Annotated in this window: 17 protein-coding genes; 3 read left to right on the top strand and 14 right to left on the bottom strand. The window is 69.0% G+C overall.

The genetic code is table 11. From position 1 onward, the window contains the following. Position 1: 1 nt before the first annotated feature. From ABD204_RS09830 to ABD204_RS09785, 10 genes are all read right to left on the bottom strand, one after another. Positions 2-1,087, bottom strand: coding sequence for a UDP-N-acetylglucosamine--N-acetylmuramyl-(pentapeptide) pyrophosphoryl-undecaprenol N-acetylglucosamine transferase (locus tag ABD204_RS09830; protein WP_194425335.1), 1,086 nt, complete (start codon positions 1,085-1,087; stop codon positions 2-4). Then, complete coding sequence (gene ftsW, locus ABD204_RS09825) at positions 1,088-2,326, bottom strand: putative lipid II flippase FtsW (protein ID WP_194425336.1); 1,239 nt, start codon at positions 2,324-2,326, stop codon at positions 1,088-1,090. It lies immediately after the preceding gene. Beyond that, the gene (gene murD / locus ABD204_RS09820; RefSeq protein WP_194425337.1) at positions 2,289-3,830 is read right to left on the bottom strand and encodes a UDP-N-acetylmuramoyl-L-alanine--D-glutamate ligase; all 1,542 of its coding nucleotides are present in this window, start codon (positions 3,828-3,830) and stop codon (positions 2,289-2,291) included. The genes ftsW and murD overlap by 38 nt, the downstream gene beginning before the upstream one ends. Further along, entirely contained in the window at positions 3,827-4,939 is a 1,113-nt protein-coding gene (gene mraY, locus ABD204_RS09815; RefSeq protein WP_194425338.1) for a phospho-N-acetylmuramoyl-pentapeptide-transferase, read from the bottom strand. The genes murD and mraY overlap by 4 nt, the downstream gene beginning before the upstream one ends. Then, positions 4,936-6,348 (bottom strand): UDP-N-acetylmuramoyl-tripeptide--D-alanyl-D-alanine ligase, encoded by a 1,413-nt coding sequence (locus ABD204_RS09810; RefSeq protein ID WP_194425339.1) that lies wholly within the window; start codon positions 6,346-6,348, stop codon positions 4,936-4,938. Before ABD204_RS09810 ends, mraY begins: the two co-directional genes overlap by 4 nt. Positions 6,349-6,368: 20 nt before the next feature. Beyond that, positions 6,369-8,153: a peptidoglycan D,D-transpeptidase FtsI family protein gene (locus ABD204_RS09805; protein ID WP_194425340.1), complete on the bottom strand. Its 1,785-nt coding sequence runs from the start codon at positions 8,151-8,153 to the stop codon at positions 6,369-6,371. 4 nt (positions 8,154-8,157) lie between these two features. Further along, entirely contained in the window at positions 8,158-8,730 is a 573-nt protein-coding gene (gene ftsL / locus ABD204_RS09800) for a cell division protein FtsL (protein WP_194425341.1), read from the bottom strand. Next, entirely contained in the window at positions 8,727-9,680 is a 954-nt protein-coding gene (rsmH, locus tag ABD204_RS09795) for a 16S rRNA (cytosine(1402)-N(4))-methyltransferase RsmH (protein WP_194425406.1), read from the bottom strand. Before rsmH ends, ftsL begins: the two co-directional genes overlap by 4 nt. 102 nt (positions 9,681-9,782) lie before the next feature. Next, positions 9,783-10,214 carry a division/cell wall cluster transcriptional repressor MraZ gene (mraZ, locus tag ABD204_RS09790; RefSeq protein WP_194425342.1) on the bottom strand — a complete coding sequence of 144 codons (432 nt, stop codon included), beginning with the start codon at positions 10,212-10,214 and terminating at the stop codon, positions 9,783-9,785. A 208-nt stretch (positions 10,215-10,422) separates the two neighbouring features. Next, positions 10,423-10,797: a DUF3040 domain-containing protein gene (locus ABD204_RS09785; protein WP_194425343.1), complete on the bottom strand. Its 375-nt coding sequence runs from the start codon at positions 10,795-10,797 to the stop codon at positions 10,423-10,425. A 69-nt stretch (positions 10,798-10,866) separates the two neighbouring features. On the opposite strand from ABD204_RS09785, the gene ABD204_RS09780 reads away from it, so the two are divergent. Next, positions 10,867-11,967 carry a polyprenyl synthetase family protein gene (locus ABD204_RS09780; RefSeq protein WP_194425344.1) on the top strand — a complete coding sequence of 367 codons (1,101 nt, stop codon included), beginning with the start codon at positions 10,867-10,869 and terminating at the stop codon, positions 11,965-11,967. 6 nt (positions 11,968-11,973) lie between these two features. On the opposite strand, the gene ABD204_RS09775 is transcribed toward ABD204_RS09780, so the two are convergent. After that, on the bottom strand, positions 11,974-12,321 hold the full coding sequence (locus tag ABD204_RS09775) for an Rv2175c family DNA-binding protein (protein ID WP_194425345.1): 348 nt from the start codon (positions 12,319-12,321) through the stop codon (positions 11,974-11,976). A 114-nt stretch (positions 12,322-12,435) separates the two neighbouring features. Here ABD204_RS09775 and pknB point away from each other — a divergent pair, with 114 nt between their 5' ends. Then, on the top strand, positions 12,436-14,373 hold the full coding sequence (gene pknB, locus ABD204_RS09770; protein WP_194425346.1) for a Stk1 family PASTA domain-containing Ser/Thr kinase: 1,938 nt from the start codon (positions 12,436-12,438) through the stop codon (positions 14,371-14,373). A 1-nt stretch (position 14,374) separates the two neighbouring features. On the opposite strand, the gene ABD204_RS09765 is transcribed toward pknB, so the two are convergent. Genes ABD204_RS09765 through ABD204_RS09755 form a run of 3 tightly spaced genes read right to left on the bottom strand, consistent with a single transcriptional unit; the run spans position 14,375 to position 17,346 of the window. Next, positions 14,375-15,712, bottom strand: a complete 1,338-nt coding sequence (locus ABD204_RS09765; protein WP_194425347.1) for a class II 3-deoxy-7-phosphoheptulonate synthase — start codon at positions 15,710-15,712, stop codon at positions 14,375-14,377. Positions 15,713-15,721: 9 nt separating this feature from the next. After that, a complete protein-coding gene (locus tag ABD204_RS09760; RefSeq protein ID WP_194425348.1) occupies positions 15,722-16,408 on the bottom strand; it encodes a lysophospholipid acyltransferase family protein in 687 nt (228 codons plus the stop codon). A 2-nt stretch (positions 16,409-16,410) separates the two neighbouring features. Continuing rightward, positions 16,411-17,346: an ROK family protein gene (locus tag ABD204_RS09755; protein ID WP_194425407.1), complete on the bottom strand. Its 936-nt coding sequence runs from the start codon at positions 17,344-17,346 to the stop codon at positions 16,411-16,413. Between the two features lie 175 nt (positions 17,347-17,521). Here ABD204_RS09755 and ABD204_RS09750 point away from each other — a divergent pair, with 175 nt between their 5' ends. Continuing rightward, positions 17,522-19,348 (top strand): AMP-dependent synthetase/ligase, encoded by a 1,827-nt coding sequence (locus ABD204_RS09750; protein WP_194425349.1) that lies wholly within the window; start codon positions 17,522-17,524, stop codon positions 19,346-19,348. The last annotated feature ends 35 nt before the right edge of the window (positions 19,349-19,383 follow it).

Below are 19,383 nucleotides of genomic sequence, written 5' to 3'. Positions count from 1 at the left end.
CTCATGCGTGACCGGCGTGATCGATCATCGCCAAGAGGTTTTCGGTACCGGACCGGGTGCCGACGTGGGTCGCCGCCCGTACCATCGCCTCCCGACGGGAGGCGTCGGCGAGCAGAGGGAGCACCTCGTCGCGAACGCGCTCGGCGGTGAAATCGCCGTCGTCGATCAGGAGCGCCGCCCCCGCCTCGACGGCGGAAGAGGCGTTCAACGCCTGTTCGCCGTTGCCGACCGCGTACGGCACGTACACCGCCGGGATCCCCAGCGCGCTGATCTCCGAGACCGTCGCCGCGCCGGCGCGCGAGACGATGACATCCGCGAGGGAGAAAGCCAGATCCATCCGGTCGACGTAGCGGCGCACCGCGTACCCGTCGACGCCGGGGTCGGCAAGACTCGACCGCTCCCCCGTGACGTGCAGCAGCTGCCACCCGGCGCCGACCACGTCGCGCCAGGCGCCACCGTGTCCCTCGCCGAACGCCTCGTTCAGGCGGCGGGCGCCCAGCGACCCGCCGAACACCAGCAGCACCGGGCGCTCGGCGTCGAGGCCGAAGTGCTCCGCCGCGTCGGAGCGTAGCGCCGCCCGGTCGAGTTCGACGATCTCGCGACGCAACGGCATGCCGACCACGGACCCGCGCCGCAGGGGCGTGCCCTCGAACGCCACGCCGACGCCGGCGGCGCGGCGCGCGCCGAGGATGTTCGCCAGCCCGGGCTTCGCGTTGGCCTCGTGCACGACGAACGGCACCTTCTCGCGGGAGGCCGCGACGTACGCCGGCGCGGAGGCGTAGCCGCCGAATCCCACCACGACGTCGACGTCGCGATCACGGATGTGCTCCTTCACCTGTGCGACGGCACGGCGGAAGCGCACGGGGAACGCCACCGCGTCGCCGTTGGGACGCCGCGGGAAGGGGACCTTGTCGACGATGAGCAGCTCGTAGCCGCGCTCCGGGACCAACCGGGCCTCGAGCCCCTCACGGGTGCCGAGCACGAGGACGGCGGACTCGGGATCACGCGCGCGCAGACCGTCCGCGACGGCGAGCAGGGGATTGACGTGTCCGGCGGTTCCTCCGCCGGCGAGAAGGTAGGTGGTCACTCACCCGATCTTCGCACGTCGACCCGGATTCGGCGGAGCCGCGACGGACGATGTGCGCACCGGCAGCGAGCGGGCACACGCCAGGAGCACCCCGGTGGCCACCAGGAGCGAAAGCAGTGATGTGCCACCCTGCGACATGAACGGAAGCGGCACGCCCAGCACGGGGAACACCCGCAGCACGACACCGATGTTGATCAGCGCCTGCCCGACGATCCACACGGTCACCGAACCGGCCACGATGCGCACGAACGGGTCGTCGGTCTTGCGGATCACGTGGAACGCACCGACCGCATAGAGGGCGAACAGCGCCAGCACGACGATGCACCCGATCAGGCCGAGCTCCTCGCCGACGATGGCGAAGATGTAGTCGTTCGCCGCGGCGGGGAGCCAATCGTACTTCTCCTTCGAGTTGCCCAGGCCCAGTCCGAACACTCCGCCCTGTGCGAGACCGAAGATGCCGTGCATGGGCTGGTAGCACTCGTCGAAGTAGTCGCAGTCCGCATCGAGGAAGCTCATGATCCGCGCCATACGGTTGGGGCTGGTGACCGCAAGCGCCACCACCGCACCCACCGCGATGATCAGCGGCAGGATGAAGATGCGCAGCTTCACGCCGGAGAAGAACAGCGCCGCGAGCACGATCAGCACGAGGATCATGCCCGTGCCGAGGTCACGACCGGCCAGGACGGTCGCGATCACGGCGCCGGCGACCGGGACCACCGGGATGAACACGTGCCGCCACAGCCCGAGCAGGGTCTGCTTGCGGAAGAGGACGAAACCGAGCCACAGCGCCAGCGCGAGCTTGAGGAACTCGGAGGGCTGTGCCTGGATCCCCCCGATGACGATCCAGTTCCGGTTGCCGTCGTTCTCCACCCCGAGCGGGGTGAACACCAGGAGCTGGAACACGGTCGCACCGATCAGCGCGGGCCACGCGATGCGCTTCCAGAAGCGGATCGGCAGGCGGCTCGCGATGAACATCAGGGGGATACCGAGCGCGGCGAAGACGCCTTGCTTCAACGCGGCGTCCCACGGCGCCTCGCCCGAGGCCGCGGAGGTGGCGGAGGTGGCGGACAGGATCATGACCAGACCGAAGCCGGTCAGAATCAACGCCGTGGAGGCGATGAGCAGGAATTCGCTCGGCACGGGCGCGAAGACGCGCCCGAGCGAGACACGGGCGGTCAGACCGCCACGCGAGTCGTCGCCCTCAGCGGTCGCCGGGGGCGGTGTGTGCGTCGTGCTCACCCTGGTCCCCCTTCGCGATCCGCTCCTGCACCGCAGCGGCGAAACGTCGCCCGCGGTCGGCGTACGAGGCGAACTGGTCGAAGGAGGCCGCTGCGGGGGCGAGGAGGACCACGTCTCCGTCGGCGACGACTCCGGCCGCCAGTTCGACGACCCGTGCCATGACCTCCTCAGTGTCATCGGAGGCGACCTCGAACACCGGCACCGCGGGCGCGTGTCGTTCGAATGCCGCCACGAGCGGGGCACGATCCGTGCCGATGACGATCGCCGCTTTGGCGCCGGGCCCTCGTGCGGCCACGAGCTCGCTGATGTCGACGCCCTTGAGGAGGCCGCCGACGACCCAAACCGCGCCGGGGTATGCGGCCAGCGACGAATGGGCGGCGTGGGGGTTGGTGGCCTTGGAGTCGTCGACCCAGGTCACTCCGTCGGTGACGGCGACGACCTGCATGCGGTGGGGGTCGAGTGCGAAGGTGGTGAGGGCGTCCCGCACGGCGGCCGGCGGCGCTCCGACCGCGCGGGCGAGGGCGGCTGCGGCGAGGATGTTCGACACCAGGTGCGGCGCGGCGAGGCCCTGCGCGTCGAGGTCGGCGAAGGTCGTCAGTTCCAGTGCGCTCGTGCGGCGGTCGTCGACGAATGCCCGGTCGACGACGATGCCGTCGACGACGCCCAGATCGCTCGGACCGGGGACACCCAGGTCGAACCCGATCGCTCGGGCCCCCTCGACCACGTCGGCCTCCTCGACCATGAGGCGGGTCGCCTCGTCGGCCTTGTTGTACACGCAGGCGATGCGGGTGTGGTCGTAGACGTGCGCCTTCGCGTCACGGTAGCCCTGGAAGGAGCCGTGCCACTCGAGGTGGTCGTCGGCGAGGTTCAGACACACGCTCGCGGCCGGCGAGACCGGATCAGGGCTCTCCTGCAGACCGAGGTACCAGAGCTGGTGGCTCGACAGCTCGACGACGAGGACGTCGAATCCGGACGGGTCGCGGACCGCGTCGAGCACCGGCGTGCCGATGTTCCCGACCGGCGCGGCGCGGACGCCGGCGGCGACGAGCATCGTCGCGGCCATCCGCGTGGTGGTGGTCTTGCCGTTCGTGCCGGTGATCAGCAGCCAGTCCGCCGCGGTGCCGTCCTCCCGCGTGACCTTGTCGCGCACGCGCCAAGCCAGTTCGATGTCGCCCCACAGCGGGATGCCCGATTCCCGCACCCAGCGGATGAGCGGATGGTCGGGGGCGAACCCCGGGGAGGCGACGACCACCTCCGGGGCGAAGGCCGCCAGGTCTTCGGGCACGGCCTCGAGCGAGCCGGTCCAGGCGCGCACACCGATGACCGGAAGCAGCCGTGCATACTCCTCGGCGGCGCTCTCGGTGACCACGAGCACATCGGCGCCGAGTTCGGCGAGCGTGTCGGCCGCGGAGAAGCCGGTGACCGAGAGCCCGAGGACGGCGACCCGCAGTCCCTTCCAGTCGGCGTACCAGCTGGTGAGCGAGGTGAGGCGGTCGTCGGTCATGTGCGGGCGAGCCATTCGACGTAGAAGAGTCCGACACCCGAGACGGCGAGCAGCCCCGCGATGATCCACATGCGCACGACGATCGTGACCTCGGCCCAGCCGCGCATCTCGAGGTGATGGTGCAAGGGACTCATGAGGAACAGTCGTTTGCCGCGGGTGAGCTTGAAGTACAGGCGCTGCAGGATGACCGAGCCCGACGCGACCACGTAGACGCCGGCGACGAGCACCATGAGCAGTTCGGTGCGGGTGAGGATCGCCATCGCGGCGATGACGCCGCCGATGGCCATGGAACCCACGTCGCCCATGAAGACGTTCGCCTTCGGTGCATTCCACCAGAGGAAGCCGACGAGGGCCCCGACGAAGGCTGCGGAGACGATGGCCAGATCGAACGGATCACGCACCTCGTAGCATCCGCCCTGCACGTCGGGCAGCAGCACCTTGCCCCCGGCACATGCCTGGTTGAACTGCCAGAAGGCGATCAGCGAATACGCGCCGACGACGAAGATCCCCGCGCCCGCGGCGAGCCCGTCGAGGCCGTCGGTGACGTTGACGGAGTTCGACGCCGCGACGCCGATGAGCATGATCCACACGAGGTAGATCAGCCATCCGATGATGGGGCCCAGGGCGAAGAACCACAGGATCGGGACGTCCCGGAACACCGAGACGTAAGGCGAAGCCGGCGTGGTGCCTGCGAGGTTCTGGAAGCTCAAGCCCACGACCGCGAACGGCACGACGACGATCACCTGACCGAGCACCTTCCGCCAACCGGACAGTCCGAGACTGCGTTGGCTTCGCACCTTCATGTAGTCGTCGACGAAGCCGACCACACCGAACCCCACCATGAGCCACAGGACCATCAGTCCCGAGATCGTCGGCGGATTGTTGCCGACGTACGCACCGATGAAGTACCCGATGATCGTGCCGACGATGAAGATCGTGCCGCCCATCGTGGGCGTGCCACGCTTGGCGCCGTGCTTGGGGTTGTTGCCGCTCTCGGGCGTGCGGATGACCTGACCCCACCCCCACGTGCGGAACAGGCGGAGGAAGACGGGGGTGAGGAACAGGGTGAAGGCGAGCGAGATCGCCGCCGCGGTCAGCAGGGACCTCACGAGAACACCTCTCCGAGTCGGTCGCCGAGATGACGGAGCCCGGCGGAATTCGAGGACTTCACCAGCACGCGGTCCCCCTCGCGCAGCTCGTCCACGAGATAGTCGAAGGCCTCGTCCGCGGTCGAGAAGAAGACGGCCTCGCCGTCCCAGGATCCTTCGCCCACCGCGGAGAGGAACAGCCGCCGGGCGTCGTCGCCGACCACCACGATGCGTTGGATCCCGAGCCGCACCGCGATAAGCCCGACGCGGTCGTGCTCCTCCCCCGCATACTCCCCCAGTTCACTCATCGCACCGAGCACCGCGACCATGCGCTCGCCCGGCGCCGTGATCTGCGCGAGGGTGCGCAACGCGGCGGCCATCGAGTCGGGGCTGGCGTTGTAGGCGTCGTTGATGATGCGCACACGGTCGCCGCCGAGCGGCTGCATGCGCCACCGCTCGGCGAGTTCGACGGCTTCGAGTCGTGCGATCGCGGCGTCGACGTCGACGCCGAACGCGATCGCGGCGGTGAGGGCGGCGAGGGCGTTCATCACGTGGTGCTCCCCGAGGACGCGCAGGCGGAGGGTCCGCTCGCGACCGTCCACGACGAGGGAAGCCGTCGTCCCGGAGGCGGACACCTCGACATCGACGGCGCGCACGTCGGCGCGCTCGCCCCGCCCGAACCACCGCACGGTCGTGCCGTTGTCATCCGCGATGGGGGCCATGGCCGCCACGCGGGGGTCGTCGACGTTCAGCACGGCGACGCCGCCCGGCCGCAGCGCGCGGACGAGTTCGGACTTCGCATGGAAGGTCGCCTCGATGCCACCGAATCCGCCGGCGTGGGCCATCCCCACCATGAGCACGATGCCGAGGTCGGGTTCGACCAGACCCGCCAGACGCGCGATCTCCCCGGGGGCGCTGGCACCGAACTCGCTCACGAGGAAACGGGTCTCGTCGGTGACGCGGAGCATCGTCAACGGCGCACCGACCTCGTTGTTGAACGACGCGCGGGGGGCGACGGTGCCGCCTTCCTCCTCGAGGATGCGCGCCAGCAGGTTCTTCGTCGTGGTCTTGCCGTTCGACCCCGTGACGCCGGCGATGCGCAGGTCGCCGCGTCCTCGGACGGTGGCGACGACGTGTTTCGCGAGCTCGGCGATCGCGGTCACGACGTCGTCGACGACGATCTGGGAGACCGCCGCATCGACCGGGTGCTCGACGAGGGCGAGGGACGCACCCGCTTCGGCCGCACCGGGCACGAACAGGTGACCGTCGGTGGTCTCACCGGGCTTGGCGACGAAGACGTCGCCCGGTCCGATGTTGCGGGAGTCGGTGTCGACGGTCCCCGACACCACGGTGTCGGGGGTGTCGTCGCCGGACAGGACGGGGCGGCCCGAGACGATCCGGGCGAGCTGTGCGATGGTGAGCGCGATCATAGGTTCTCCGGCCGTCTCACTCACCCGAACTTGGGGAGCTCCTCCGGCGCCGATGTCGAGGGCATGACCCGGTAGTTCTTCAGCACCTGGGTCATGGCCTTCTGGAACGCCGGGACGTTGGCCGAAGACGATGCTACCTTCGTCGGCTCGTCGAGGTTGACGAGCACGATGTACTGCGGGTCCTCCGCGGGGGCGTATCCGATGAGGGTGGTGAAGTACGCACCCGCTTTGTAGCCCCCCTGTCCGTCCGTCTTCTCCGCCGTTCCGGTCTTGCCGGCCATGCGATACCCGGCGATCGCGACATCCTCCGCGTAGGTGCTCTGCAAGAACACGTTCTCGAGCATGGTGCTGACCTGGTGGGCGGTCTCCTCGCTGATCACGCGGACCGGATCGGGCAGGTCGGGCTCGATGACGGTCCCGTCCGCGAGGGTGCAGGACTCGATCAAGGACAGCGGCACGCGGACGCCGTCATTGGTGATCGCGGTGTAGGCCTGCGCGAGTTCGGGCATCGTGGTGACCAGCCCCTGCCCGAACGACGTGTTGTACAGGGTCTGGTTGTCCCACTCGTCGACGGGTCGGATGTATCCGGTCTGGGCGGACGGGTACCCCACGTCCACGCCTCCGCCGATGCCGAAGTCGGTGAGGTAGTCGTACCGGGTCTGTGCGGACACCCGTTCGCTGAACTTCGACACCGCGACGTTCGACGAGTCGATCAGCGCGCCGGTCAGCGTGTACGTGTACGACGGGTGCACGAAAGCGTCGCGCACCCGCGCACCGTTGGGGAAGGTCTCGAAGCTCGCGGCGTCGACGGTGGAGTACGGCGTCTGTGCACCGGTGTCGAGAAGGGTCGCCGCGGTGAGCGCCTTGAAGGTCGAACCAGGCTCCCGCTGAGCGGTGAACAGCTGGCTGTAGCGCGCATCCACATCCGCAGCCTCGACGTCGTTCGGGTCGACGGTCGGGTATTCGGCTGCGGCGCGGATCTTGCCGGACTCCGCTTCGACGACGAGGATGCTGCCGTACTGCGCACCCATGTCCTGCGCCTGCTCGGCGATGAGCTGCTGCATGTACCACTGCAGGTCGCGGTCGATCGTCAGTTGCAGGGTGCCGCCGTCCACGGCGGGCTCCTCGAGGGAGGTCCCGGGGATGATCACCCCGTCCTTGCCCTTCTGGTAGCTCAGGGTGCCGTCCGACGCTTCGAGGCACGCGTTCTGGCTGAGCTCCAAACCGGCCAGGGGCACACCGTCGCTGCCGACGTAGCCGACCAGGCCCCCCGCGACGGCGCCATCGACGTAGGTGCGGTCGGGACGCGGCTCGAAGTAGAGGAAGGGCACCCCCAGCGACACCAGGTCGCGGTACTGCTGGGTACTGAGCCCCTGCGCCAGCTGGGCGTACTGCGAGTCGGGGTCGGCGGCCAGCGCCTCGTCGACGACCCGCATGACCTCTTCACCACTCTGACCGGTGATCGCACCGATCTCTGCGGCCACCGTGGGCCACGGGACGACTTCGCTGTCGCCGCTTGCGTCGGCCCGACGGATGTCACCGGCGTTGGAGGGGTCCAGCTGTGCATCGTAGGTGAGCACGCTCCCGGCGAGCTGCTCCCCGTCGGCGTCGACGATCGTGCCCCGCGTGCCGTAGAGCTCCTGCGACCCGCCGAAGGCCCACGACAGCGAGTCCTCGATGTGGTCGTCGGCGTTCACAACCTGGATGTCGACCAGCCGCACGATGAAGGCGGCCAGCACCGAGAGGACCACGGCGAGGGCGACGACGGTGCGGCGCCGCGGACTGCGGGATGCGCGAGTCGTCATGGGTTCAGCGTGTCGCAGGTGTGGGCAGACCGTCTGTCACCGGCAGCGGCGTGTCGGCGGCCAGGCCCATCTCCTCGGCGGTCACCGGGTCACCGGCGATCGTGGCGTCCGGCGCGGTCACGAGGGGGGTCTCGGAGATGAGGGCGTTCTCGACGGCGCCGCGCCCGATCGCATCCACCGACGACACCGTTCCGGCGGCCTCTTCGGCGCCGATCACGGCACCGTCGCTGAGGCGGAGGTACGCGGGTGTCTCGTCGATGACCATCCCGAGCGCCGCCGCGTTGGCGGCGAGGTATTGCGGCGAGCTCAACCCGGCCAGCTCGTCGGCGAGGATCTGCTTCTGATAGGTCAGGTCGCGCTGCTGGCTCGTCAGCTCGGCGATGTCATAGGAGGTCTGGGTGATCAACACCGACAACGCCATTTGGGCGCCGGTGATCGCGAAGGCTCCGAGCAGCGCGATGATGCCGTAGAGGAGTTTCGGGCGGCGTTTGCGGTCGGGCTCCGCGACGGCGTGCAGGCGCCGCTCGGGCGCGTCGACCGGCCGCCGGAGCGGATGAACGGCGGGAGCGGTGCTCATCGCGCCTCCCTCACTCGTTCGGCGGCACGCAGACGCACCGGGATGGCGCGCGAGTTGCGCGCACGCTCTTCCTCGGACGCCAGCTCCGCCCCCTTGACCAGGAGCCGGAACCGCGGGGCGTGTTCGGGGAGCTCGACCGGGAGGCCGGCGGGCGCCGTCGAGGCGCTGGCCCGGGCGAACGCGCGCTTGACGAGGCGATCCTCGAGCGACTGATACGACAGCACGACGATGCGGCCGCCCACCGCCAACGCGCCCATCGCCGCCGGGATCGCCCGTTCAAGGGCCGCGAGCTCGCCGTTGACCTCGATCCGGAGCGCCTGGAAGACGCGCTTGGCGGGGTGCCCGGCGCGCTGGACCGCCGCGGGAGTGGCATCGCTGAGGATCTGAACGAGTTGCCCGGATCGCTCGATCGGCGCCTCGGCGCGGGCCGCGATGATCGCCCGCGCGTACCGGCCGGCCAGCTTCTCCTCGCCGTACCGCTCGAAGATGCGGCGGAGGTCACCTTCGCCGTACGCGCCGACCACATCGGCCGCGGTCATCCCGATGCTCTGGTCCATCCGCATGTCCAACGGCGCATCCTGCGAGTACGCGAAGCCGCGCTCGGCGACATCGAGCTGCAACGACGAGACGCCGAGGTCGTAGAGGATGCCGTCGACGCGGTCGACACCGGCCTCGCGCAGCGCCGCGTCGACCCCGTCGTACACCGTGTGCACGAGGGTCGTGCGGTCCGCGAACCGTTCCAGCCGTCGGCCCGCGATCCCGAGCGCGTCCTGATCGCGATCGAGGCCGATGAGGTGCAGGTCGGGGAACCGCTCGAGGAGGGCCTCGGAGTGGCCGCCCATGCCGAGCGTTCCGTCGATCAACACGGCACCCGGCTTCTGGAGCGCCGGGGCGAGCAGCTCGACGCAGCGCTCGAGCATGACGGGGGTGTGGAGGTCGCGTGCGTCCATGATGTCGATGGGCGGTCCCTCTTCGCTGATCCCCATCCGTTCCTGACCTGACGCCGGGGAAGTGGTGTCAGGGCTGGACGGCTGGGAGTCGGCGCAGAGGGCTCAGAACAGCCCCGGGATCACCTCCTGCTCCATCTCGGCGTAGGTCTCTTCGTTGCTCTCGGCGTAGGTGTTCCAGGCCTCGGCGTTCCAGATCTCGGCATGGGCGCCGACACCGGTCACGACCAGGTCCTTCTCCAGCCCCGCGTAGGCACGCAGCGGCGGCGGGATCGTGATGCGGTTCTGGCTGTCGGGTTTCTCGGCGCTGGCCCCGGACAAGAACATGCGCAGGAAGTCGCGCGCCTGCTTGTTCGCCAGGGGCGCTTCGCGGATGCGCTCGTGCACGCGCTCGAACTCCTCCGTGGCGAAGACGTAGAGGCAACGGTCCTGCCCCCGGGTCACGACGACTCCGCCGCCGAGGTCGTCGCGGAATTTGGAGGGAAGGATCACGCGGCCCTTGTCGTCGAGCTTGGGAGTGTGCGTGCCCAACAGCATGTGCCACTCACCCCCACCCTTCGTCCGGCCCCTCCAGGATGCTCGCCACTTTACTCCACTTTCCTCCACTTCGTAACACTTCGATCGCGATTTCCTCCCCCTGACGTGCGGAAAGCCGTTCCCCGCATCACACGGAGAACGGCTCGGACACAAAAAAACACCGGCCCGAAGGCCGGTGTCTCAGAAGAAGTGGAGGGAGGTGGAGGGATCAGCGCTCACCTTGACGACGATCCCAGCGATCGTTCATGCGATCCATGAACGAGGGCCCCGAAGGGCGCGCGGCGGATGCCGTTGCCGGCGGCTTCACCGACGGGCTCACCGTGCCGCCTCGCATCGGCGTGACCGCCAGGACAACACCGCCGAGCATGACGACGAAACCGATCACGCCCACCACGATGAGCTGCAGGGCGACGCCGACGATCAGGCCGGCCAGGCCGAGAAGCACCAGGATCGTGCCGTAGACGATGTTGCGGTAGCTGAGGGATCGGCCGCCGTCGGGGGCGGTGACCACATCGGCCTCGTTGCGCATGAGATGGCGTTCCATCTCATCGAGCAGACGCTGCTCCTGTTCGGACAGTGGCATGCATCCCCCTCTGGACTGCTGTTATCTTCCCGACATTCTACCCGGGCTGTCGATTACTAGGCTAGGCCCGTGTCAACCGCTCCAGACCTCCCCCAGGTGATTTCCCAGCGACTGGATACTTTCGTCGCCGCTCAGCGCCGCGACGCGGCCGCGTGGGGAGACGAGGCGACCCTGCTCGTCGACGCCGGCGCCGCGGCACTGCGGGGCGGGAAGAGGCTGCGTGCACGGTTCTGCATCACGGGGTGGCGGGCGGTCGCCGCCGCCGGCGGCGGCGGGCCGACGCAGCAGATCCCGGACGCGGTCCTGGACACCGCCGCCGCGCTCGAGGTCTTCCACGCCGCCGCACTCGTCCACGACGACATCATCGACAACTCCGACACCCGGCGTGGCCACCCCGCCGCGCACAAGGCGCTCGAATCCCACCACACCGATGCCGGGTGGGACGGTGACCCCTCGGCCTTCGGGCGCTCCGGAGCGATCCTGCTGGGCGATCTGCTCGTCGCCTGGTCCGACGACCTCCTCGAGGCGGGTCTGGCCCCCCTCACCCCGCCCCGCGCCGCACGCACCCGCACCGAGTACGCGACGATGCGACGCGAGGTCACCGTCGGCCAGTTCCTCGACGTCGCCGAGGAATCCACCTGGACCACGCAGCCCGATGACACCCACGCCGCACGGGCGCTCCGGGTGGCCGAACTGAAATCGGCCCGCTACAGCATCCTCCAGCCCCTCCTCATCGGCGCAGCCCTGGCGGGGGCCGATGAGACGCAGACCGCCGCGCTGGCCGCCTTCGGCACACCCGTGGGGCTGGCGTTCCAGGTGCGCGACGATGTGCTCGGCGTGTTCGGCGACACGCACCAGACCGGCAAGCCCTCGGGCGACGACCTGCGGGAGGGCAAGCGGACGGTGTTGATCGCGTACGCCCGCGACGCCCTCGAGCCGGGCCCGCGACGTCTCATGGACGAGATGCTCGGCGATCCCGACCTCGAGCCGGACCAGATCGCCGCCCTTCAGCGCACCATCATCGACACGGGTGCGCTCGACCGCGTCGAGACGCTCATCTCCGACTGGGCGCGACAAGCCGACCGTGCCCTGTCGGGCGCCCGCCTGGACAACGCCTCGGTCGGTCAGTTGCGCGATCTCGCCCGCGCGGCCACGGTGCGCTCGACCTGACCGGGATCAGGCGAGGGTCTGCGCGACGCGACGTACCTCGCTCTTGCGGCCTTCCCGGAGCGCCTCGATCGGGGCTGATCCGATGGAATCCTCCGGCGTCAGCAACCAGTCGATGGTCTCCTCGTCGTCGAAACCGGCGTCGTGCAACACGATGACGGTCCCCCGCAACGCCGCGAGCGGCTTGCCGTCGGCGATGAACGCGGCGGGAACCCGCGGAGCACCGTGGCGTCGCGAGGCCACGAGATACGACTCGTCGAGCAGTCGCTTGACACGTCCGAGCGATTCGTCGAGCAATTCCGAGATCTCGGGGAGCGTCAACCAGTCGGTCGGCGTCGCAGCAGCATCCTCTGTCACCCCTTCACTATCTCACCTGCACGTCGGCCGGCGGTACGCAGACGACCCTGTGGAGTCCGCGTCGGGCGGGGTGGCGCACCGGGGCTCACAGGCGGGCGTCCGTAGACTTCACTCGTGAGCACGAGTCAGCAGACGGATCCGCTGATCGGCCGTCTGGTCGACGGCCGATACCGTGTGCGTGCTCGCATCGCCCGGGGCGGCATGGCGACCGTCTACGTCGCGACGGACCTGCGCCTGGAACGTCGCGTCGCCCTCAAGGTGATGCACGGCCACCTGAGCGACGACTCGGTCTTCCAGAGCCGGTTCATCCAGGAGGCGCGGGCCGCCGCGCGGCTCGCCGATCCGCACGTGGTGAACGTGTTCGATCAGGGCCAGGACGGCGACATGGCCTATCTGGTCATGGAGTACCTGCCCGGCATCACGCTCCGGGAGCTCCTCAAAGAGCAGCGCCGACTGACCATCCCCCAGGCGATCTCGATCATGGACGCCATCCTCTCCGGACTCGCCGCGGCGCACCGCGCGGGAATCGTCCACCGCGACGTCAAGCCGGAGAACGTGCTGCTGGCCGAGGACGGGCGCATCAAGATCGGCGACTTCGGCCTCGCCCGCGCGACGACGGCGAACACCGCGACCGGTGCGCAGTTGCTCGGCACGATCGCCTATCTGGCGCCGGAACTGGTCACCCGCGGTACCGCCGATGCCCGCAGCGACATCTATGCGCTCGGGATCATGCTCTACGAGATGCTCACCGGCGAGCAGCCCTACCGCGGCGAACAGCCGATGCAGATCGCATACCAGCACGCCACCGACTCGGTGCCCCGCCCGAGTGTGAAGAACCCCGGCGTCCCAGAGCAGCTCGACGAGCTGGTGCTGTGGTCGACCGAGAAGCTGCCGGACGACCGTCCGCTGGATGCGCGTGTGATGCTCGAGCGGCTCCGTGAGATCGAACGGGAACTCGGCGTGTCCCCCCAAGTGACGCGCACCGTGGGCACCGGTGTCGTGCGCGACGAGACCGGCGCTTCCGGGGAGCTCACCAAGGTCCTTCCGGCCGCCGTGACCGGGCCGGCGGCGATCGTCGACGACGTCGACAACACCTCCCGACTCCGGCAGGCGTCCCGCCGGCGTTCCCGCAAGGGGGCGTGGATCCTCGTTCTCGTGGTGGTGCTCACCGCGTTCGCCGGCGGGGTCGGCTGGTGGTTCGGCTCCGGGCCGGGTTCGCAGGTCGCGGTCCCCGACCTCGGCGGCCTGACCTTCGAGCAGGCGCAGAGCGCGTTGGCCGGCGAGACGCTCATCGCCGCGGAACAGGGCGTCCACAGTCTCGAGGTCGAACGCGGCCTCGTCGTCGAAACCGATCCCGAGGCGGGGGCACGCGTCGACAAGGAGACCGAGGTCACCGTCCGCGTCTCTCTCGGCCCCGCAGAGGTTTCCTTCACGGGCCTGACGGGGCAGGCCGAGGATGACGTGCGTGCGCAGCTGGAGGGTGCCCGCATCGCGGTCGGCGAGAACGAGGACTTCTACACCGATGCCGAATCCGGTCTCGTCGTGGGCGTGCTCGTGACGCCGCGCGACGGCGGCGATCCCGTCGAGTGTGGGGAGGAGTGCACGGTCAACGAGGGCGACAGTGCGATCCTGAGCGTCTCCCTCGGTCCACTCCCCTCGGTGCGCGACATGACCGAGAGCGACGCACGCACCACGCTCGAGGGGGCCGGCATCGAGGTGGCCTCGGTCTCGCAGGAGGCCAGTACCGAGATCGCCGAGGGACGGGTGATCTACATGACCGACCGCGAGGGCGGCGGCTGGTGGCGCCCCGGGGACCGGACGAGCCTCGTGATCTCGAGCGGCCCTCCCCTGTTCCCCGTCCCCGACGTGGTCGGCATGACCCGCGACAGCGCGGCCGACGCCCTGCGCGCCGAGGGGTTCGAGGTGAACTACTCCGCACTGTGGAATGTCTGGCCCGACGACCTGACCGAGGTGTCCACCCAGGATCCCGCCGGTTCGAGCATGCGGGTGCGCGGGACCACGGTGACCCTGCAGATCACCGTGACCGGCTGAGTCAGCGGTTCTCGAGCTCCTCGGCGACGAGGAACGCCAGCTCCAGCGACTGCATGTGGTTCAGGCGCGGGTCGCACAGTGACTCGTAGCGCGTGGCGAGGGTCGCCTCGTCGATCATCTCCGAACCACCCAGGCACTCCGTGACGTCGTCTCCGGTGAGTTCCACGTGGATGCCGCCCGGGTGCGTCCCGGTGGCCCGGTGCGCCTCGAAGAAGCCACGCACCTCGTCCACGACATCGTCGAACCGACGTGTCTTGTACCCGGTCGGCGTCGTGATCCCGTTGCCGTGCATCGGGTCGGTGACCCACAGCGGGGTGGCGCCGGAGTCCTTGACGGCCTCCAGCAACGGCGGCAGTGCGTCGCGGATCTTACCGGCCCCCATACGGGTGATGAACGTCAGTCGTCCCGGCTCGCGCTCGGGATCGAGCTTGTCGATGAGTTCGAGCGCGACCTCCGGCGACGTGGAGGGGCCGAGCTTGACGCCGATGGGGTTGCGGATCTTCGAGAAGTAGTCGATGTGCGCGCCGTCGAGCTCGCGGGTGCGCTCCCCGACCCACAGGAAGTGCGCCGACGTGTTGTACGGCGTCGCGGTGCGGGAATCGATCCGCGTCATGGGGCGCTCGTAATCCATCAGCAGACCCTCGTGCCCGGTGTAGAACTCCACGCGCCGCAGCTCGTCGAAGTCCGCGCCGGCGGCCTCCATGAACTTGATGGCGCGGTCGATGTCGGTCGCCAGACGCTCGTAGCGCTGGTTGGCCGGGTTCTGCGCGAAGCCCTTGTTCCAGCTGTGCACCTCGCGGAGGTCGGCGAATCCGCCCTGGGTGAACGCGCGGATCAGGTTCAGCGTCGACGCGGCGGTGTGGTACCCCTGCAACAGACGCCGCGGGTCGGCGGTGCGCGAGGCCTCGGTGAAGTCGAAACCGTTGACGATGTCGCCGCGGTAGGCCGGCAAGGTCACGTCGCCGCGGGTCTCGGTGTCCTTCGACCGCGGCTTGGCGAACTGGCCCGCCATGCGCCCCATCTTCACGACGGGCATCGAGGCGCCGTACGTGAGGACGACGGCCATCTGCAGCACCGTCTTGATCCGGTTGCGGATCTTCTCGGCCGTCGCCCCGGCGAAGGTCTCGGCGCAGTCGCCCCCCTGCAGCAGGAACGCCTGCCCGGCGGCCGCACGGGCGAGCCGCTCACGAAGCAGGTCGACCTCGCCGGCGAACACGAGGGGCGGGAGTCCGGCGATCTCCTCCGACACCGCGGCGACCGCGGCGGGGTCAGGCCACGCCGGCTGCTGCTTGATCGGGAGGTTCCGCCACTGGTCGAGAGGGTCTAGCTGCTGGGGCACCCGACAAGTCTAGCCGCGCTGGACGAGACGGTCCTTCACCGTCGAGGCGTACACGTCGTCGTAGCGCTGTTCCCCCAGACGCTGCAGGGCGACCATGATCTCGTCGGTGATGGAGCGCAAGATGTAGCGGTCGCCTTCCATCCCTTCGAACCGCGAGAAATCCAACGGTTCACCGATGACCACGCCCACCCGCACGACGCGGGGGATCCGGCGGCCGATCGGCATCATCGTGTCGGTGTCGACCATGACGACCGGGACGACGGGCACGTGCGCTTCAAGCGCCATGCGTGCGATGCCGGTGCGCCCACGGTAGAGGCGCCCGTCCGGGCTGCGTGTGCCCTCCGGGTAGATCCCGAGCAGGTCACCGCGCCCGAGGACCTGGAGCCCGGTGTTGAGGGACGCCTCGGAGGCCTTGCCTCCCGACCGGTCGATCGGGAGCTGCCCGGTGGCCTTGAAGAACACCCGCGTGGCCCAGCCTCGCAGGCCTTTGCCGGTGAAGTAGTCGCTCTTGGCGAGGAAGGAGACGGGACGGTCGATCATCAGGGGCAGGAAGATCGAGTCGGCGAACGAGAGGTGATTGCTCGCGAGGATCGCCGCCCCCTGCGCGGGGATGTTGCGTCGACCGACGATCCATGGCCGGAAGATGGCCTTGACCACCGGTCCGATGACCACGTACTTCATCAGCCAATAGAACATCGCTACGCGACCTCCGCCAGATCCGCGACGCCGATCAGGCCGGCATCGTTTCCGAGCTGCGCGATGGCGAACTCCGCCACCGGCCGCTCGCCATAGCCCGGCAACGCGGTGCGATATGCCTCGCGCATCGGCACCAGCAGGTCTTCGCCGAGGCCGGCGACTCCCCCGCCGATGACGAACAGCTCCGGGTCCAGCACCGCCTGGAATCCGCCGCACGCCTCGCCGAGCGCCGTCGCGACACGTCGGATCGCTTCGATCGCCCCCGCGTCGCCCGCGAGCACCAGACGCGAGATCGCGGGACCCTTCAGCCCTCCGGTCTCCCGCCGCAGTTCCGCCAGTCCCGCACCGATCCCGGTCTCGTCTTCGGCGATCTCCTGGGCCTCCCGTTGCAGGGCGCGGCCCGAGGCGTACTGCTCGAGGCAGCCGTTCTGACCGCAGCCGCACGGGCGCCCGTCACGGATGAACCGGATGTGGCCCAGTTCCCCGGCGATGCCGTGACCGCCCACGAGCAACGTGCCGTCGATGACGACCGCACCGCCCACGCCGGTGCCCATCGTCAGCATGGTCATGTTGTCGACGTGCCGTCCGGCACCGAATCGGAACTCGCCCCACCCCGCGGCATTGGCATCGTTCTCGATGGTCACGGGAACGTCGATGCGGGATGCCAGCGCCGCCTTGATCGGTTCGTCGCGCCACGCGATGTTGGGCGCGTGAAGCACGACGGCGCGATCACGGTCGATGAACCCGGCCGCTGCGACGCCGACCGCCGCGACCTCGTGGTTCTGGGCGAAATGGCGCGCCATGTCGACCACGGCGTCGGCGAGCGAGGCCGTGTCGGTGGGTGTGGCCACGCGCAACTTCTCGACGATGCGGCCTTCGGCGTCGACGACGCCTCCCGCGATCTTCGTGCCACCGATGTCGATACCGACCTTGAGCAACGTCATCCTTTCCGGCCGACCGCAGGCGCGACGGCGGAACCACTCTAGTAGGGCGAGGCGAACGACGAACCGGGCACGCCTCGCGGGGGCGGCTCCCGCCGAAATCGAACGCCGCTCGGTTACACTCGATTCACAGTCCGACACCGAAACCGCCCCCGGTACCAAAGGAGTTGCCGTGACCGAGTTCACCATCCCCGCCGTCGTTCCCGCCGATCCAGACGCGAACATCACCGACCTGCTCGTCGACCGGGTCAACGAGACCCCGAATCGGGCGTTGTTCGCCGTGCCGGAGGGCACCGGCTGGCGCGACATCACCGCCGCGCAGTTCCACAAACAGGTGATCGCGCTCGCGAAGGGCCTCGTCGCCGCGGGCGTCGAGCCCGGCGACAAGGTGGGCTTCATCGCCCGCACCACCTACGACTGGACCCTCGTCGATTTCGCCCTGTTCTTCGCCGGTGCCGTGATGGTTCCGATCTATGAGACGTCCTCGTCCTCCCAGATCGCCTGGAACCTCGCCGATTCCGGCGCCGTCGCCTGCATCGTCGAGTCCGAGGACCACTCCGCCCGACTCGCCGAGGTGCGCGGGGAACTCCCGCTGATCCGCTCGGTGTGGGCGATGCACGACGGTGATCTCGACCGTCTCGTCTCCGAGGGCACCGGTGTCGAAGACGACGAGATCGAACGCCGACGCAACTTGGCCAACGGCGACGACATCGCCACGCTCATCTACACCTCCGGTTCGACAGGCCGCCCCAAGGGGTGCGTGCTGACCCACAGCAACTTCGTCGAGCTCACGCGCAACTGCTTCGTGTCGCTCAACGATGTGTTGACCACACCCGGCGCCTCCACGCTGCTGTTCATCACGACCGCACACGTGTTCGCGCGCTTCATCTCGATCCTGAACGTGCACGCCGGCGTCAAGACGGGCCACCAGCCCGACACCAAGCAACTGTTGCCGGCACTCGGGTCGTTCAAACCGACCTACCTGCTGGCCGTTCCGCGCGTATTCGAGAAGGTCTACAACTCCGCCGAGCAGAAGGCCGAAGCCGGCGGCAAGGGCAAGATCTTCCACGCCGCCGCCAACGCGGCGATCGAGCACTCCAAGCTGGAGCAGGAGGGCAAGAAGGTCCCGCTGGGGCTCCGCCTGAAGTTCCGACTGTTCGACAAGCTCGTCTACAGCAAGCTGCGCGACGCGATGGGCGGCAGGGTCATCTACGCCGTCTCGGGTTCGGCCCCGCTCGGGCCCCGCCTCGGGCACTTCTTCCACAGCCTCGGCGTCGTGATCCTCGAAGGATACGGTCTGACCGAGACGACCGCGCCGGCGACCGTGAACACGACCCAACTGATGAAGATCGGCACGGTCGGCCCCGTCATCCCCGGGGTCGGTGTGCGCATCGCGGACGACGGCGAGATCCAGGTCAAAGGCGTCAACGTCTTCAAGGAGTACTGGCGCAACCCGGAGGCCACCGCGGCGGCCTTCGACGGCGAGTGGTTCCACACGGGCGACATCGGCGCGTTCGACGCCGACGGGTGCCTCACGATCACCGGCCGAAAGAAGGAGATCATCGTCACCGCCGGCGGCAAGAACGTCGCCCCGGCGGCACTCGAGGACCCGATCCGCGCCAACCCGATCATCGGTCAGGTCGTCGTCGTCGGCGACCAGAAGCCCTTCATCTCCGCGCTGATCACCCTCGACCCCGAGATGCTCCCGACGTGGCTTGCCAACAACAACCTGCCCGAGGACATGTCACTCGAAGACGCCGCGAACAACGACGCCGTGCGCGCAGAGGTCCAGAAGGCGATCGACCACGCGAACACGCTGGTCTCACGCGCCGAGTCCATCCGGAAGTTCACCATCCTCGCGACGGAGTGGACCGAGGCCTCCGGACACCTGACGCCCAAGATGAGCATCAAGCGCAACGTGATCATGGACGACTTCTCGGCCGAGATCGAGGAGATCTACGACGTCCCCGTGAACACGACCAACGTCTCCTTGAAGTAGCGTCCACGAGACGGAGAAGGAGGAGGACCCGGTCG

It is taken from the genome of Microbacterium aquimaris, from assembly GCF_039531285.1.
GTDB lineage: Bacteria > Actinomycetota > Actinomycetes > Actinomycetales > Microbacteriaceae > Microbacterium > Microbacterium aquimaris.
This window is presented reverse-complemented; position numbering and strand designations above follow the sequence as displayed.

What these genes read in the sequence shown, in the direction of transcription:
- ABD204_RS09805 (WP_194425340.1), bottom strand. Translation starts at nt 8,153, where the DNA reads ATGACGACTCGCGCATCCCGCAGTCCGCGGCGCCGCACCGTCGTCGCC.
- ABD204_RS09785 (WP_194425343.1), bottom strand. Translation starts at nt 10,797, where the DNA reads ATGCCACTGTCCGAACAGGAGCAGCGTCTGCTCGATGAGATGGAACGC.
- ABD204_RS09810 (WP_194425339.1), bottom strand. Translation starts at nt 6,348, where the DNA reads ATGATCGCGCTCACCATCGCACAGCTCGCCCGGATCGTCTCGGGCCGC.
- mraZ (WP_194425342.1), bottom strand. Translation starts at nt 10,214, where the DNA reads ATGCTGTTGGGCACGCACACTCCCAAGCTCGACGACAAGGGCCGCGTG.
- ftsL (WP_194425341.1), bottom strand. Translation starts at nt 8,730, where the DNA reads ATGAGCACCGCTCCCGCCGTTCATCCGCTCCGGCGGCCGGTCGACGCG.
- murD (WP_194425337.1), bottom strand. Translation starts at nt 3,830, where the DNA reads ATGACCGACGACCGCCTCACCTCGCTCACCAGCTGGTACGCCGACTGG.
- ABD204_RS09760 (WP_194425348.1), bottom strand. Translation starts at nt 16,408, where the DNA reads ATGTTCTATTGGCTGATGAAGTACGTGGTCATCGGACCGGTGGTCAAG.
- rsmH (WP_194425406.1), bottom strand. Translation starts at nt 9,680, where the DNA reads ATGGACGCACGCGACCTCCACACCCCCGTCATGCTCGAGCGCTGCGTC.